General features: G+C 70.3%; 18 protein-coding genes. 11 read left to right on the top strand and 7 right to left on the bottom strand.

Annotated features, from left to right (window positions below; translation table 11 throughout):
- Nucleotides 1-19 precede the first annotated feature (19 nt).
- A complete protein-coding gene (mce, locus tag ABD366_RS21780; protein WP_324766326.1) occupies nt 20-460 on the bottom strand; it encodes a methylmalonyl-CoA epimerase in 441 nt (146 codons plus the stop codon).
- A gap of 138 nt (nt 461-598) precedes the next feature.
- Here mce and ABD366_RS21775 point away from each other — a divergent pair, with 138 nt between their 5' ends.
- The 3 genes from ABD366_RS21775 to ABD366_RS21765 all read left to right on the top strand — a co-directional run bounded on the left by ABD366_RS21775 (nt 599) and on the right by ABD366_RS21765 (nt 4,211).
- Nucleotides 599-1,801, top strand: a complete 1,203-nt coding sequence (locus ABD366_RS21775; protein WP_324766325.1) for an acetyl-CoA C-acetyltransferase — start codon at nt 599-601, stop codon at nt 1,799-1,801.
- Between the two features lie 40 nt (nt 1,802-1,841).
- Nucleotides 1,842-2,798 (top strand): methylmalonyl Co-A mutase-associated GTPase MeaB, encoded by a 957-nt coding sequence (meaB, locus tag ABD366_RS21770; protein WP_324766324.1) that lies wholly within the window; start codon nt 1,842-1,844, stop codon nt 2,796-2,798.
- Between the two features lie 138 nt (nt 2,799-2,936).
- Nucleotides 2,937-4,211: an MFS transporter gene (locus ABD366_RS21765; RefSeq protein WP_324766323.1), complete on the top strand. Its 1,275-nt coding sequence runs from the start codon at nt 2,937-2,939 to the stop codon at nt 4,209-4,211.
- Here ABD366_RS21765 and ABD366_RS21760 read toward each other — a convergent pair.
- Nucleotides 4,169-4,813 (bottom strand): PepSY domain-containing protein, encoded by a 645-nt coding sequence (locus tag ABD366_RS21760; RefSeq protein ID WP_324766322.1) that lies wholly within the window; start codon nt 4,811-4,813, stop codon nt 4,169-4,171. The two genes, ABD366_RS21765 and ABD366_RS21760, sit on opposite strands and share 43 nt — an antisense overlap.
- 136 nt (nt 4,814-4,949) lie before the next feature.
- Here ABD366_RS21760 and ABD366_RS21755 point away from each other — a divergent pair, with 136 nt between their 5' ends.
- Both ABD366_RS21755 and ABD366_RS21750 read left to right on the top strand, forming a co-directional pair.
- Nucleotides 4,950-5,675 (top strand): response regulator transcription factor, encoded by a 726-nt coding sequence (locus tag ABD366_RS21755; RefSeq protein ID WP_411293614.1) that lies wholly within the window; start codon nt 4,950-4,952, stop codon nt 5,673-5,675.
- Entirely contained in the window at nt 5,672-7,078 is a 1,407-nt protein-coding gene (locus tag ABD366_RS21750; protein WP_324766320.1) for a sensor histidine kinase, read from the top strand. The genes ABD366_RS21755 and ABD366_RS21750 overlap by 4 nt, the downstream gene beginning before the upstream one ends.
- Before the next feature lie 76 nt (nt 7,079-7,154).
- Here the strand turns inward: ABD366_RS21750 and ABD366_RS21745 are convergent, their stop codons facing one another.
- From ABD366_RS21745 to ABD366_RS21730, 4 genes are all read right to left on the bottom strand, one after another.
- Nucleotides 7,155-7,631, bottom strand: a complete 477-nt coding sequence (locus tag ABD366_RS21745) for a MarR family winged helix-turn-helix transcriptional regulator (protein WP_324766319.1) — start codon at nt 7,629-7,631, stop codon at nt 7,155-7,157.
- Nucleotides 7,632-7,759: 128 nt separating this feature from the next.
- The gene (locus ABD366_RS21740) at nt 7,760-8,509 is read right to left on the bottom strand and encodes an AIM24 family protein (RefSeq protein ID WP_324766404.1); all 750 of its coding nucleotides are present in this window, start codon (nt 8,507-8,509) and stop codon (nt 7,760-7,762) included.
- 23 nt (nt 8,510-8,532) lie between these two features.
- On the bottom strand, nt 8,533-9,201 hold the full coding sequence (locus ABD366_RS21735) for an AIM24 family protein (protein WP_411293613.1): 669 nt from the start codon (nt 9,199-9,201) through the stop codon (nt 8,533-8,535).
- Entirely contained in the window at nt 9,194-9,832 is a 639-nt protein-coding gene (locus tag ABD366_RS21730; RefSeq protein WP_324766317.1) for an AIM24 family protein, read from the bottom strand. The genes ABD366_RS21735 and ABD366_RS21730 overlap by 8 nt, the downstream gene beginning before the upstream one ends.
- Before the next feature lie 187 nt (nt 9,833-10,019).
- Here ABD366_RS21730 and ABD366_RS21725 point away from each other — a divergent pair, with 187 nt between their 5' ends.
- The 6 genes from ABD366_RS21725 (at nt 10,020) to ABD366_RS21700 (ending at nt 13,809) form a co-directional block, all read left to right on the top strand.
- Nucleotides 10,020-10,373, top strand: coding sequence for a DUF3817 domain-containing protein (locus ABD366_RS21725; RefSeq protein WP_324766316.1), 354 nt, complete (start codon nt 10,020-10,022; stop codon nt 10,371-10,373).
- Entirely contained in the window at nt 10,370-10,666 is a 297-nt protein-coding gene (locus tag ABD366_RS21720) for an MTH1187 family thiamine-binding protein (protein WP_324766315.1), read from the top strand. The genes ABD366_RS21725 and ABD366_RS21720 overlap by 4 nt, the downstream gene beginning before the upstream one ends.
- An 80-nt stretch (nt 10,667-10,746) precedes the next feature.
- Nucleotides 10,747-11,256 (top strand): MarR family winged helix-turn-helix transcriptional regulator, encoded by a 510-nt coding sequence (locus ABD366_RS21715; RefSeq protein WP_324766314.1) that lies wholly within the window; start codon nt 10,747-10,749, stop codon nt 11,254-11,256.
- 67 nt (nt 11,257-11,323) lie between these two features.
- Entirely contained in the window at nt 11,324-11,662 is a 339-nt protein-coding gene (locus tag ABD366_RS21710) for a DUF3817 domain-containing protein (RefSeq protein WP_324766313.1), read from the top strand.
- 87 nt (nt 11,663-11,749) lie between these two features.
- Nucleotides 11,750-13,450, top strand: a complete 1,701-nt coding sequence (icmA, locus tag ABD366_RS21705; protein ID WP_324766403.1) for a coenzyme B12-dependent isobutyryl-CoA mutase large subunit — start codon at nt 11,750-11,752, stop codon at nt 13,448-13,450.
- Between the two features lie 155 nt (nt 13,451-13,605).
- Complete coding sequence (locus tag ABD366_RS21700; RefSeq protein ID WP_344442291.1) at nt 13,606-13,809, top strand: hypothetical protein; 204 nt, start codon at nt 13,606-13,608, stop codon at nt 13,807-13,809.
- Between the two features lie 52 nt (nt 13,810-13,861).
- Here the strand turns inward: ABD366_RS21700 and ABD366_RS21695 are convergent, their stop codons facing one another.
- Nucleotides 13,862-14,488, bottom strand: coding sequence for a TetR/AcrR family transcriptional regulator (locus ABD366_RS21695; protein ID WP_324766311.1), 627 nt, complete (start codon nt 14,486-14,488; stop codon nt 13,862-13,864).
- Nucleotides 14,489-14,538 lie beyond the last annotated feature (50 nt).

The raw sequence follows: 14,538 nt of genomic DNA, 5'->3' as shown, positions 1-14,538 counted from the left end.
CGGCCCAAGTATGTGGAGGTCAGTGCTCCGCCGTCTCCTGCGGTGCGGCGGTGACGAGTTCGGTCAGTACACCGTGGCAGTCCTTGGGGTGCAGGAACGTGATGCGGGACCCCATCGACCCCCGTCGCGGCTCGTCGTACAGGACGCGTACGCCCTTGTCCCTGATGCCTGCCGCGTCCGCGTCGACGTCCGCGGTGCCGAACGCGATGTGATGCACCCCCTCACCATTCTTGGCCAGCCATTTGCCCACCGCGGAGTCCTCGCGGGTGGGTTCGAGCAGCTGGAGGTAGGAGGCGCCCCCGTCGCTCGTCTCATTGATCTTGAGCATGGCCTCGCGTACGCCCTGCTCCTCGTTGACCTCGGTGTGGAACACCTCGAAGCCGTACGTGGCCCGGTAGAACTCGACGGTCGCGTCGAGGTCGTGACAGGCGATCCCGATGTGGTCGATTCGCGTCAGCATTCTGTAAGTGCAGCGCGGTCCGCGGTGGTTACGCAACGTGCGCGCGATCACACTTGTCGGGCGATGACGTGCGGCGTACCGCTCAGTACATTCGGGTAAACCCTCGTTCACTCCTCCTCCCTCAAGGGGCCGTGCCTCATGTCTGGAACGACCGGTACCACCTCAGTGATCGTCGCGGGCGCGCGAACGCCCATGGGCCGTCTCCTCGGCTCGCTCAAGTCCTTCTCCGGGGCCGATCTCGGAGGATTCGCGATCAAGGCCGCCCTCGACCGTGCGGGTATCGGTGGCGACCAGGTGCAGTACGTGATCATGGGTCAGGTGCTGCAGGCCGGGGCAGGGCAGATCCCGGCACGCCAGGCCGCCGTCAAGGCGGGCATCCCGATGAACGTCCCGGCGCTCACGATCAACAAGGTGTGCCTGTCGGGCCTCGACGCGATCGCGCTCGCCGACCAGCTCATCCGCGCGGGCGAGTTCGACGTCGTGGTCGCCGGCGGCCAGGAGTCCATGACGAACGCGCCGCACCTGCTCCCGAAGTCCCGCGAGGGCTACAAGTACGGCGCCGTCGAGATGCTCGACGCGATGGCGCACGACGGGCTGACGGACTCCTTCGAGAACATCCCCATGGGCGCCTCGACGGAGAAGCACAACACCCGCCTCGGCATCGCGCGCCCCGAGCAGGACGAGGTCGCCGCCCTCTCCCACCAGCGGGCCGCCGCCGCGCAGAAGAACGGCGTGTACGAGGCCGAGATCACGCCCGTCGAGATCCCGCAGCGCAAGGGCGACCCGGTCCTGTTCAGCAAGGACGAGGGCATCCGCGCCGAGACGACGGCGGAGTCCCTCGGCAAGCTGCGCCCCGCCTTCGCCAAGGACGGCACGATCACCGCCGGCACGTCGTCGCAGATCTCGGACGGCGCCGCCGCCGTGGTCGTGATGAGCAAGGCCAAGGCGCAGGAGCTGGGCCTGGAGTGGATCGCCGAGATCGGCGCGCACGGGAACGTGGCGGGCCCGGACAACTCGCTGCAGTCCCAGCCGTCGAACGCGATCCGGCACGCCCTGAAGAAGGAGGGCCTGGAGGTCGCGGATCTTGACCTGATCGAGATCAACGAGGCGTTCGCGGCCGTCGCGGTGCAGTCGATGAAGGACCTCGGCGTCTCCTCGGAAAAGGTGAACGTCAACGGCGGCGCGATCGCGCTCGGTCACCCGATCGGCATGTCCGGCGCGCGCATCGTGCTGCACCTCGCCCTCGAGCTGAAGCGGCGCGGCGGCGGTGTCGGCGCGGCCGCCCTGTGCGGCGGCGGCGGCCAGGGCGACGCGCTCGTCGTGCGCGTGCCCAAGGCGTAACCGTTTTTTGTCTGTACGGGCTTGAGTGAACGGAGCTGTGATGCAGGACGTCCCCACGCTGGTCGCCCAGGCGAGAGAGGGCAGGCCGCGTGCCGTGGCCCGGCTGATCTCCCTGGTGGAGGGGGCGTCCCCGCAGCTGCGTGAAGTCATGGCCGCACTCGCGCCGCTGACCGGGAACGCATACGTGGTCGGGCTCACCGGCTCGCCCGGCGTCGGCAAGTCCACATCGACGTCGGCGCTGGTCAGCGCGTACCGGCGGGTCGGCAAGCGGGTCGGCGTACTGGCCGTCGACCCGTCCTCGCCGTTCAGCGGCGGCGCGCTCCTCGGCGACCGGGTGCGGATGTCGGACCACGCCTCCGACCCCGGCGTCTACATCCGCTCGATGGCCACCCGCGGCCACCTCGGCGGCCTCGCGTGGGCCGCGCCCCAGGCGATCCGCGTCCTGGACGCGGCCGGCTGCGACGTCGTCCTGGTCGAGACCGTGGGCGTCGGCCAGTCCGAGGTGGAGATCGCCTCCCAGGCCGATACGAGCGTCGTGCTCCTCGCCCCCGGAATGGGTGACGGGATCCAGGCCGCCAAGGCCGGAATCCTGGAGATCGGCGACGTCTACGTGGTCAACAAGGCCGACCGGGACGGCGCCGACGCCACCGCCCGCGAGTTGAACCACATGCTCGGCCTCGGCGAGGCACGGGCCCCCGGCGACTGGCGCCCGCCGATCGTGAAGACCGTCGCGGCGCGCGGCGAGGGCATCGACGAGGTCGTCGAGGCGCTGGAGAAGCACCGCGCGTGGACGGAGGAGCGCGGCGTGCTGGCCGAGCGCCGGGCCGCCCGCGCCGCCCGTGAGGTCGAGACGATCGCGGTGACCGCGCTGCGCGAGCGGATCGGCGACCTGTCCGGCGACCGCCGGCTCGGGGCACTGGCCGAGCGGATCGTGGCCGGCGAGCTCGATCCGTACCGGGCCGCGGACGAGCTGGTCGAGGGCCTCACCGGGAACTGAGCGCCACTGATTCCTTCTGTGGCCTTCTGTTGCTCCTGAGCCCCTGCTACATTGCCCGGCATGACCTTCCTCCGTGCATAGAACTCCGGTGCGTAGACGCCCCGTTGAGTTCTCACGCATGCCCGGAGGAGATCCATCATGTACGCCGCTGTACTGCGGACCCCGTATGCCCTGCGCACCTTCGGCTCCGCCCTTGTCGGGCGACTGTCGTACGGGACCGTCTCCCTCTCCCTGATGCTCGCGGTCAAGGCCGCCACCGGCTCCTACGCCGTCGCGGGCACCGTCATGGCGGTGTTCGGCGCCGCCAGCGTCTTCCTGTCACCGTTGCGCGCCCGGTTCATCGACCGGTACGGGCCGCGCCGCGCGCTGACCCCGATGGCCCTCGGGTACGCCGCCCTGCTCGGCGTGCTCGCCGCCGTGACCTGGCGGCCAGGGGCGCCCGGCTGGTTGCTCGTCGCACTGGCCCTGTGCGCGGGGGCCGCGACGCCGCCGCTCGGCCCGGCGATGCGTACGGTGTGGTCCCAACTCCTGCCCGACCGGCGGCTGTTGCAGCGCGCCTACAGTCTCGACGGAGTCGCGGAGGAGCTGCTGTTCGTCTCCGGGCCGCTGATCGTGGGCGTGCTCGTGCTGTTCGCGCCCGCCGCGTTCGGTGTCGCCCTGAGCGCCGGGCTCGTCGCCGTGGGGACCCTGGTGTTCGTGGCCTCGCCGATGGTGGGGGCGGTGGCTCCCGCGGGCCGGCAGTGCCAGGAGCGGGCGCGGGTCGTGGGCCGGATCGCGCGGCCCGTCATCGCGACGCTCGGGGTCGGCCTCGCGCTCGGCGCGGCCGATCTGCTCGTGCTGGCCTTCGCCGAGGACCGCGGGCGGGCCGACGCGGCCGCCTGGGTCCTCGCGGCCCTCTCCGCGGGCAGCGCCGTGGGCGGACTCGTCAACGGCGCCGTCGACTGGCGCCTCCCCGCCCGCACCCGGCTGACCCTGCTGACGTTCGGACTCGCGGCGGCCCTGGGCGCCGCGGCTCTCGCCCCCGGCCTGCTCACCCTCGCGGCGGCGGCGGCCTGCGTCGGCCTCTTCGTCGCGCCCGCCCTGACAACCGCCTACCTCATCGCGGACGACGCGGTGGACCCGGGCCTGCGCACACAGGCGGGCGCCTGGGTCAACACGGCGGTCAACGCGGGCAGTTCGGGCGGCACGGCGGGCATGGGCCTCCTGGTGAGCCACGCCCCGCTGCCCCTGTGCTTCGCGGCAGCGGCGACGGCCCCGCTACTGGCGGGCCTGGCCGCGGCATTTCGGGCCGGGCAAAAACCAGCCCCTCCGGCGCTTGAGGAGCGGGGCCCGGGGCAGAGCCCCGTGACCCGCACTCCGGTCGGTGAGCCTCAGTCGTCGTCGCCGTCGTCACCCTCGTCATCAGCCGAGTGATCCACGGTCACAGACCCCGACCGGAGGTCGACCCGCCAGTCCTGCTGCTTACCGTTGGAAGAGGTCGTCTCGACCTCCCACGCCTTGACGACCCCGTCGTCATCCGCGTCGACGGAGGTCACAACCCCCTTGTCCGCAGCGGCCCGGGCCGCATCCTGAGCTGAGGTCGAAGCCCCCTTCAACGCGGAAGCGACACGCGCCGCGTCGCCGTCGTCATCGTCGTCCTTCTCCACGTGCGAGCTCAGCACCTTGCCCGTACCGGGGTCGACATCGACGTGGTGCCAGGTGTTGCCGCCGCCGATGACGTCGACCTCCCAGACCAGGCGGCCGTCGTCGGAGTCGAGATCGGCGCCCGCCGCGGTACCGGACGTGTGCTTCAGCGCGGCGGCGATCGCGTCCTCGGCCTTGATCTTGGCGCCCTTCGCCTCGTCGGCGTTCTCCTGCGCGTCGCTGACGCCGTCGTCCTCGACCCGCACGCTCGACTGCGAGGCGGCCTTCGAGGAGCCCGACGGGCCGTCGTCGGCGACGGCCACCGTGGTGGCGGCCCCGCCCAGCAGGGCGACGGCGGCGATGGCGGAGAGGGCGGTGGTACGGCGCTTCATGAGGATCTCCCGATCGTCGTCCGGAGTCGCGCTCCGGTCGTGTTCTTGCGACGGGAACCAATCTGCCCGAGCGATCCTGAAGCCCCGCTGAAGAAGCCTGAAGAAGACTTCAGGTTCGACCTGCCACCCTTTCCACATGCGCCCACCCGTCTCCCACCACCACCCTGCCCGAGGCGCTGCGCGCCGCCCCTCTCGATTCTTGATCGTCGAGGACGAAAAGCGGCTAGCCGTGTCGCTGGCCAAGGGCCTCACCGCCGAGGGCTACGCCGTCGACGTGGTCCACGACGGCCTGGAGGGACTGCACCGGGCGAGCGAGGGCTCGTACGACCTGGTCATCCTCGACATCATGCTGCCCGGCATGAACGGCTACCGGGTCTGCGCCGCCCTGCGCGCCGCCGGCGACGACGTGCCGATCCTGATGCTCACCGCGAAGGACGGCGAGTACGACGAGGCGGAAGGGCTCGACACGGGCGCCGACGACTACCTGACGAAGCCCTTCTCCTACGTCGTCCTCGTCGCCCGCGTGAAGGCGCTGCTGCGGCGCCGGGGCAGCGCGGGCAGCGCCTCGCCCGTGCACACCGTCGGGCCGTACGAGGTGGACACCGCGGCGCGCCGCGTCACCCACGCCGAGAGCGGTGAGATCGCGCTGACGGCGAAGGAGTTCTCCGTCCTGGAGCAGCTCGTGCTGCGCGCCGGGGAGGTCGTGTCCAAGGGGGACATCCTGGAACACGTGTGGGACTTCGCGTACGAGGGCGATCCGAACATCGTCGAGGTGTACATCAGCGCCCTGCGCCGCAAACTCGACGCGTCCCTCATCCGGACCGTGCGCGGAGCCGGCTACCGACTGGAGGCCCCCAGGTGAGGCGGGTCTTCGGCTCCGTAAGAGCGCGTGCGGCGCTGGCCGCCACCCTCGTCGTCGCGGTCGCACTCGTCGCGGCCGGCACCGCCGTGCTGCTCGCCCTGCGCGGCAACCTCACCGAACAGGCGGACAGCGCCGCCGACTCGGGCGCGCGCCGCGTCGCCACCTCCCTGGCCACCGGGACCGCGCCCGACGCCCTGGACCTGGACGACGAGGACGAGCCGGTGCAGGTCGTCGACGAGAACGGGAGGCTGGTGGCCGCCTCCGAGGACCTGCGGCAGATCAGCGGGACCGGCACGAGCGCGGTGCAACCGGTCCGGGCGACGGCCGACGACGACGCGGACGACGGCGAGGACAGCGGCGGTCGGGGCAAGGTCTCCGACTCCACGGAGCACAGCGACGGCAGCGCGACCATCGACGACGACAGCGCCGACTACCGGTTCGCCGCGCTCGTGGTGGAGGACACCGCGTACGGCGAGCTGACCGTGTACGCGGGCAGCCCCCGCGCGGCCGAACAGAGCGCCGTATCCACGGCGTTGACGTCCATGCTGATCGGCTTCCCGCTGCTGCTCGTGGTCGTCGGCGGGGTCACCTGGCTGGTGACGCGGCGCGCGCTGCGGCCCGTCGAGGGCATCCGCGCCGAGATGGCCGCCGTCACCGCCTCCCAGGACCTGGCGCGCCGGGTACCGGAGCCGGACACCCACGACGAGGTGGCGCGGCTCGCGCGGACGACGAACGAGACCCTCGCCGCCCTGGAGACGTCCGTCGAGCGGCAGCGCCGCTTCGTCGCGGACGCCTCGCACGAGCTGCGCAGCCCGATCGCGAGTCTGCGCACCCAGCTCGAAGTCGGCGCGGCGCACCCGGAGTTGCTCGACGTCGAGGGCGCGGTCGAGGACACCGTGAGGCTCCAGGAGCTGGCAGCCGATCTGCTGCTGCTCGCCCGTCTCGACGCGGGGGAGAAACCCGGCGGCGCCGAGGTCGATCTGGCCGCGCTGGTCCGCGAGGAGCTCTCGCAGCGGACCGGTGACCGGCATCCGGTCACGGTGGAGAGCGGGGGAGGCGCCCGGGTGAGCGGCTCCCGGGGCCAGTTGGCGCGGGTGCTCGGCAATCTGGTCGACAACGCGCAGCGGCACGCCCGTACCGGGGTACGGGTCGCGGTGGCTGTCGAAGGAGGCCGGGTGCTCCTGCGGGTCGCCGACGACGGGGACGGCGTACCGGAGAGCGAGCGGGAGCGGATCTTCGAGCGGTTCGTACGGCTCGACGACGCACGCTCCCGGGACGGCGGCGGGGCCGGCCTGGGCCTCGCCATCGCCCGGGATGTGGCCGAGCGGCACGGCGGCACGCTGACGGTGCGCACCGCGTCCGCCGGCGGAGCCCTTTTCGAACTCGGGCTGCCCGTGAACTAGTTGGGGAAAACTGTTCGGAAACGGTGGGGTACGGGGGAAGTCGGCGATCCTCCGTGACCCACGGGATTCGCAGGTGTCACGGTTTGCCGCGCTGCGAACGCAGGTGGTCGGCGATGGGTGTGAGCGCCTTGCTGAGGTTGCCCAGGTCCTCCGGCGGGACGAGGTCGACGAAGTGCTGCCGCACGGACGCCACATGGTGCGGGGCGACCTTCTGCATGGTCTCCAGGCCGAAGTCGGTGAGCACGGTGTAGAGGCCGCGCCGGTCCGACTCGCAGTTCTCGCGGCGCACCAGGCCCGCGTTCTCCATGCGGGTGATCTGGTGCGAGAGCCGGCTCTTGGACTGCAGGGTCGCCGCAGCCAGGTCGCTCATCCGCATCCGGAGTTCCTCGGCCTCGGAGAGGTTCACCAGGATCTCGTAGTCGTTCATCGTCAGGCCGAAGGGCTGGAGATCCTTCTCCAGCTGGTAGTTCAGCAGTCTGTTGACCTCCAGGTGGGTGCGCCAGGCGCACTGTTCCTCATCGGTCAGCCACTGCGGGGCCAGTTCGGTCTCCATGAAATCGATTCTACCTAAGAAGTTGAAAGGCGAACGAATGTGGGGGCTGTGACGCCTCACACCCCAGTGTTCCGCGATCCGCACAGAAAGGGGTCACGCGTTCGACGTCACACTCCGCAGACTACCGCTCACAGCCCGAAGCGACGCTGGAGGTCTCCGAGCTGTCCGGGAAGACGCGGTGCGGGTGGCTGACCCGCGCCCGCACCGGTCCCGCCGCCCGGAACGCCCGCCTGGTGAGGCACGTCACCCGTCAGCGGCTCCGGCATCAGCGCCTCGCTGGACTGGAGCAGCACCGTCCCCGCGCCCACGAACTCGAACTGGTGCTCCTCCCCGGAGACCCCGCCGACGCCCGTCATCGCACGTAGACCGCCGATCACGCCGGTCAGGTACCCGTGGTCGTAGTGATGGCACGGCGACGGGCAGTCGGCCCAGCCGACGAGCGCCTGTGGATCTACGCGGACGGGCGGCTCCATGAAGACGACCGGCCCGTTCGAGGCGGCGACGAATTTGCCGGTGCCAATGAGTGTCAGGAAGCCCGGCACAATCGATTGCTTGAGCGCGAGAGTTGGCTGAAAAGCGAGCAGATTGCCCGCGCGGATGGTCAGATTGCCGTCATCCAGGTCGTACGAGTTCACGTCGAAGGCCCGGTCCGCGAGGAGCATCTTTCCGCTGCCCTCCGCCACCACCCAGTCGCTCGCGTGCAGCGGCGAGTGGAACGAGGTGCGCACGAGCCGGTCGAGCCGGCCGTGACCGATGCCGTTGAACTCCATCCGCCCGTAATAGGCGATCATCTTGCCCTTCTGCAGGAACCACTGACTGCTCTTGAGTTCCACACAGAAGGTGTACGCGTTGACGTTGTCGTCGACGGGCAACGTCATGGGGTCGAAGACGACAGGGCCGCTCACAGCTTCTCCTCCGAGGCCTGGACGTACACCGCGCCGCTCCCGCTGAGCTCCAGCTGGAACGCCTCGCCGCTGCCGCGGCCCACCATGTCCCGCCAGCCGAGCGCCGTGGACAGCTTGTTGCGTACGTCCCCGTGGTGGGCGACGTACGCCTGCGGGTCGACGTGCACGGACCGCCCGGGGGTGATCGGCACCTCGATGACACCGCCGTGCGCCATCACGGCCACGGACCCGTGCCCCTTGAGCGTCGTCGTGAACAGCCCCTGCCCGGTGACCTGACCGCGGACCATGCCCATGACGCCGCCCTGCGCGCCCATGAACATCGTGCCCTGCTGCAATGTCCCCTCGAAGGCGAGCAGCCGGTCCGCCTCCACGTACAACGTGTCGCCGGACAACGTGATCACCTGTACGTGGTGCCCGCCGTGCCCGAACAGCACGGTCCCGCTGCCCTCGACGGTCATCAGCGGTGTCGCCTCGTTGGCCACCCGCCGCCCGAGCATGGACATCACGCCGCCCTGCCCGCCCTGCACGTTGGGAGTGAAGGAGACGTCCCCCTTGTACGCGAGCATCGCGCCGCGCTGGCTGTAGAGGCGCTGTCCGGGCAGGACGGTCACCTCGACCATCCTGGAATTGATCTCACGGAAGTTCGCAGGCGGCATCTCACACATCTCCCGCGATCGTGTTGCGCTCACTGGGCTGTACATAGACGAGTCCGTCGCCCTCGAACCGGATCTGGAACGCCTCGCCGCCGCCTTCCCCCAGAAACGTACGGAAGGTGACACCCGACTGGAACGTCTGACGCAGGTTCCCCTGGTGCGCGACGTACGCGCCCGGGTCGACGGTCAGCGGGTAGTCGCGGCTGACCCGGAGCACCACCGCGGGGCCGTCGCTCATGAGCGCGGCCTGCCCGTGCCCCTCGACGGTCGTGGTGAACAGCCCGTTGCCCTGCGAGGCGCCGCGCATACCGGTGAAGGAGGTCCCCGTCCGCAGACCCGCGTCCGTGCACAGCAGATTGCTCGACTCCACGTAGAGCTTGTCGCCGCGCAGCTCCACCAGATTGATCTCGCTGGCCCGGTCGGCGAACCAGCAGGTGCCCTGCCCCTTCACCTCCATCACGACCATCTGTTCGCCGGTGATGCGGCGCGTCACCATGCCGCGTATCCCCTCACCACCGCCGCTCAGCTTCTTGAACGCCATCCGGCCGTCGTACGCGACCATCGAGCCGTTCTTCGCCTTGACGCTGTCGCCTGTCATGTCGACGGCGAGCATCTTGCTGCCCTGGAGCCGGAACGTTGCCACGGATCGAAGGTAACCGGCCCGGGGAGCCCGCCGACAGGCCCCGCCCGCGACGGTGCCACAATGAGAAACGCTTGTGCGTCCGTTCACAAGATCAACGCTGCGGTGACGCATGCGACGACGCACGCGAGCGACGCACGCAGCACTGCCCGCAACACCGCCCGCCCGCCGCTTCTGACGAAGGTGCCCCGTGGACATCAAGACCGCCTCCGCCCTCCGACGCCTCCGCCTAGTCTCCGCGCCCGAGGCCGTCTCCTTCCTCCTGCTGCTCGTCTGCTCGGTGCTGAAGCGGACGACCGACTTCAACGCGGTGCCCGTGATGGGCGCGGTGCACGGCATCCTCTTCGTGCTCTACGTCATCTTCTGGCTGGACGCCTGGAACCGCGCGAAGTGGAAGTTCGGCCGGGCCGCCCTCTACTTCGTCCTCTCGGTCCTGCCCACCGGCGGCTTCTTCGCCGAGCGCAAGCTCAAGCGCGAGGCCGAGAGCGCCGTCGACGCGGCCATCGCCGCCCGCGCCCGCCAGGAAGGGATCGTGAACGCGTGATCGTCGCCTTCTCCGTGACCCCGCTCGGGGTCGGCGAGGACGTGGGGGAGTACGTGGCCGACGCGGTCCGCGTGGTCCGCGACTCCGGGCTGCCGAACCGCACCGACGCGATGTTCACCTCCGTAGAAGGTGAATGGGACGAGGTCATGGACGTCGTCAAGCGCGCCGTGGCGGCCGTCGAAGCGCGGGCGCCTCGGGTCTCGCTGGTCCTGAAGGCGGACATCAGGCCCGGCGTCACCGACGGTCTGACGTCGAAGCCGGCGACCGTGGAGCGGCACCTCGCCGAGGGCTGAGACAGGCTCTCGGCGGGGGCAACCGGCCAAAGAACGAGACGGGGCTGACCAGCATGTGACCGGCCGGTAAGGTCGGGTGCGTGCCGAAGCCGCTCAGTCTTGCCTTCGATCCGATCGCCCGCGCCGACGAACTCTGGAAGCAGCGCTGGGGGTCCGTGCCCTCCATGGGCGCGATCACCTCGATCATGCGCGCGCACCAGATCCTGCTCGGCGAGGTCGACTCCGTCGTCAAGCCCTACGGACTGACCTTCGCGCGCTACGAGGCACTGGTGCTGCTCACCTTTTCCAAGGAGGGTGAGCTGCCCATGTCGAAGATCGGCGAGCGGCTCATGGTGCACCCGACGTCCGTGACGAACACCGTCGACCGGCTGGTGAAGTCGGGCCTCGTCGACAAGCGCCCCAACCCCAACGACGGCCGCGGCACGCTGGCCACCATCACGGACAAGGGCCGCGAGGTCGTCGAGTCGGCGACCCGCGACCTGATGGCGATGGACTTCGGCCTCGGGGTCTACGACGCCGAGGAGTGCGGCGAGATCTTCGCGATGCTGCGGCCGCTGCGGGTGGCGGCGCACGACTTCGACGAGGAGTGAGGCAGCGGGTTCCGTCTGGCCCGGGCCCGGCTGAAGATCGCGCAAAACGGGCGGTTACGCTCGTCCCATGAAGAAGAGCGTGCTGACCCGCTACCGGATCATGGCCTACGTGACCGGTGTGCTCCTGGTCCTCCTGTGTCTCGGCATGATCGCCAAGTACGCGCTCGGCATGGACGGGGCCGCGGACGTCACGCGCGTCATCGCCATCGCGCACGGCTGGCTGTACGTCCTCTACCTGGTGTTCGCCTTCGACCTCGGGTCCAAGGCGAAGTGGCCGGTCGGCAAGCAGCTCTGGGTCCTCATCGCGGGCACCATCCCGACCGCCGCGTTCTTCGTGGAGCGCAAGATCTCCGCGGAGCTGGACGCCAAGGTCGCCGACGACGACGCGAAGCTCGCCAAGGCATAACCCCCACCGCTCGCACCCGCACGAGGTGTGAGCGGTTGCCCATCGACATTTACTAGGACGTCCTAGTAAATTGGTGGCATGGGAAGCATGGACGCTGACGCCATCGCGGAGGGCCGCCGCCGCTGGCAGGCCCGGTACGACTCCGCCCGCAAGCGGGACGCCGACTTCACCACGCTCTCGGGTGACCCGGTCGAGCCGGTCTACGGGCCCCGGCCCGGGGACACGTACGAGGGCTTCGAGCGGATCGGCTGGCCGGGCGAGTACCCGTTCACGCGCGGCCTCCATCCGACCGGCTACCGGGGCCGCACCTGGACCATCCGCCAGTTCGCGGGGTTCGGCAACGCCGAGCAGACCAACGAGCGCTACAAGATGATCCTGGCCGCGGGCGGCGGCGGGCTCTCCGTCGCCTTCGACATGCCGACGCTCATGGGCCGCGACTCCGACGACCCGCGCTCGCTCGGCGAGGTCGGGCACTGCGGCGTCGCCATCGACTCGGCCGCGGACATGGAGGTCCTGTTCCAGGACATCCCGCTCGGGGATGTCACCACATCGATGACGATCAGCGGCCCGGCCGTCCCCGTCTTCTGCATGTACCTGGTCGCGGCGGAGCGGCAGGGCGTCGACCCGGCGGTCCTCAACGGCACGCTCCAGACCGACATCTTCAAGGAGTACATCGCGCAGAAGGAGTGGCTCTTCCAGCCCGAGCCGCATCTGCGCCTGATCGGCGACCTGATGGAGCACTGCGCCGAGTCCATCCCGGCGTACAAGCCGCTGTCGGTCTCCGGCTACCACATCCGCGAGGCGGGCTCCACGGCCGCGCAGGAGCTGGCGTACACGCTGGCCGACGGCTTCGGGTACGTCGAACTCGGCCTGACCCGCGGCCTCGACGTGGACGTCTTCGCGCCCGGGCTCAGCTTCTTCTTCGACGCGCACCTCGACTTCTTCGAGGAGATCGCCAAGTTCCGTGCGGCGCGGCGGATCTGGGCCCGCTGGATGCGCGACGTGTACGGGGCGCGGAGCGACAAGGCGCAGTGGCTGCGCTTCCATACCCAGACCGCCGGCGTCTCCCTGACGGCCCAGCAGCCCTACAACAACGTCGTACGGACCGCCGTCGAGGCACTCGCCGCTGTGCTCGGCGGCACCAACTCCCTGCACACGAACGCCCTCGACGAGACGCTCGCGCTGCCGAGCGAGCAGGCCGCGGAGATCGCGCTGCGCACGCAGCAGGTGCTGATGGAGGAGACGGGCGTCGCGAACGTCGCGGACCCGCTGGGCGGTGCCTGGTATGTGGAGCAGCTCACGGACCGGATCGAGGCCGACGCCGAGAAGATCTTCGACCAGATCAAGGAGCGCGGGCTGCGGGCCCACCCCGACGGGCAGCACCCCATCGGCCCGATCACCTCCGGGATCCTGCGCGGGATCGAGGACGGCTGGTTCACCGGCGAGATCGCCGAGTCCGCGTTCCAGTACCAGAAGTCCCTGGAGAAGGGCGACAAGCGGGTCGTGGGCGTCAACGTCCACCACGGCTCCGTCACCGGCGACCTGGAGATCCTGCGGGTCAGCCACGAGGTGGAGCGCGATCAGGTCCGCGCCCTGGCCGACCGCAAGGCGTCCCGCGACGACGCGGCGGTCCGCTCCGCGCTCGACACGATGCTCGCCGCGGCCCGGGACGGCTCCAACATGATCGGCCCGATGCTCGACGCGGTCCGTGCGGAGGCGACGCTGGGGGAGATCTGCGGGGTGCTTCGCGAGGAGTGGGGGGTTTATACGGAGCCGGCGGGGTTCTGAGACCTACCGGGCCGCGGACGCAGGGTTTTTGGGGGCGCGGGGAGCCGCGTGAGCAACCACGACGATGTCGCCTTCGGTATCGCGACCGCCCCGGGGTACGGCCCGTCATCAGCGGGGCCGACGCCACCTCCTTGACGACGGTGGCGGAAAACCTGGTGGATTGTGCGCAGAGTTGCGCGCCCGACCTGGCGTTCCGTCTCCTGCTCAGCACCCTGCACGGCAGCTGGCTGTCTGAGCCGTACGGGGCCTTCCGCCTCAGTGCTGACCAGTACGGCAGGCTGGAACGCCTCGGTTCCGCGTTCCGCTACGGCGAGTTCGTGGTGAGCGACTACAAGTACCTCGTCGCCGAGGGGGAGTAGGGGCAGCGGCACACGCGGTGTGGTCCGGGAGTCGCCCGGGCCGCACCGCGTTTCAGTGCGACGCCGCCGCCAACCCCCCCAGCAACAACGCCGTGAACCTGCGGACCCACTCCGCGTCCACCGGCTCCGCGCTCACCAGCGTCCGGTGGACCACCGCGCCCGCCGCCACGTCGAAGATCAGGTCGGCCGTGGCCGCGGCGGTGTGGGGGTCGGAGGAGGCGGGGAGTTCGCCGCGGAGTTCGGCGCGGGCGCGGCCCTCCAGGACGAGACGTTTCTGCCGGTCCACGATCGAGGTCCGGATGCGTTCGCGCAGGGGCTCGTCCCGGGTGGACTCGGCGACCACGGCCATCAGCGCCGTCTTCGTCTCCGGGCGGTCCAGGATCGCCGCGAACTGGAGGACCACGCCCTCGATGTCGGCGGCCAGGGAACCTTTGTCGGGGAGTTCGAGTTCATCGAAGAGGACGGCGACCGCGTCGACCACGAGCTCGTTCTTGCCCGCCCACCGTCGGTACAGCGTCGTCTTGGCGACACCCGCCCGCGTCGCCACATCGCCCAGCGTCAGCTTCGACCAGCCGAGATCCACCAGCGCCGCCCGCGTGGCATCGAGGATCGCCTCGTCCGCCGCGGCGGACCGCGGTCGGCCGAGTCGTCCTGGTGAGGGCGGCATGCGGCGCTGCATGGACGCGACCATACCGGCCAGTAGGCTGCCTGGCGCGCGTGAGGCAGATC

This window comes from Streptomyces kunmingensis, assembly GCF_039533535.1.
GTDB classification, from domain to species: Bacteria; Actinomycetota; Actinomycetes; order Streptomycetales; family Streptomycetaceae; genus Streptomyces; species Streptomyces kunmingensis.
The sequence above is the reverse complement of the archived record's forward strand: the minus strand, read 5'-3'. Positions and strand labels throughout refer to the sequence as shown.

Coding starts and splice junctions, on each gene's coding strand:
- ABD366_RS21775 (WP_324766325.1), top strand. CDS start 599: ATGTCTGGAACGACCGGTACCACCTCAGTGATCGTCGCGGGCGCGCGA.
- meaB (WP_324766324.1), top strand. CDS start 1,842: ATGCAGGACGTCCCCACGCTGGTCGCCCAGGCGAGAGAGGGCAGGCCG.
- ABD366_RS21710 (WP_324766313.1), top strand. CDS start 11,324: ATGAAGAAGAGCGTGCTGACCCGCTACCGGATCATGGCCTACGTGACC.
- ABD366_RS21740 (WP_324766404.1), bottom strand. CDS start 8,509: ATGACGTTGCCCGTCGACGACAACGTCAACGCGTACACCTTCTGTGTG.
- ABD366_RS21735 (WP_411293613.1), bottom strand. CDS start 9,201: ATGTGTGAGATGCCGCCTGCGAACTTCCGTGAGATCAATTCCAGGATG.
- icmA (WP_324766403.1), top strand. CDS start 11,750: ATGGACGCTGACGCCATCGCGGAGGGCCGCCGCCGCTGGCAGGCCCGG.
- ABD366_RS21760 (WP_324766322.1), bottom strand. CDS start 4,813: ATGAAGCGCCGTACCACCGCCCTCTCCGCCATCGCCGCCGTCGCCCTG.
- ABD366_RS21765 (WP_324766323.1), top strand. CDS start 2,937: ATGTACGCCGCTGTACTGCGGACCCCGTATGCCCTGCGCACCTTCGGC.
- mce (WP_324766326.1), bottom strand. CDS start 460: ATGCTGACGCGAATCGACCACATCGGGATCGCCTGTCACGACCTCGAC.
- ABD366_RS21755 (WP_411293614.1), top strand. CDS start 4,950: ATGCGCCCACCCGTCTCCCACCACCACCCTGCCCGAGGCGCTGCGCGC.
- ABD366_RS21745 (WP_324766319.1), bottom strand. CDS start 7,631: ATGGAGACCGAACTGGCCCCGCAGTGGCTGACCGATGAGGAACAGTGC.
- ABD366_RS21695 (WP_324766311.1), bottom strand. CDS start 14,488: ATGCAGCGCCGCATGCCGCCCTCACCAGGACGACTCGGCCGACCGCGG.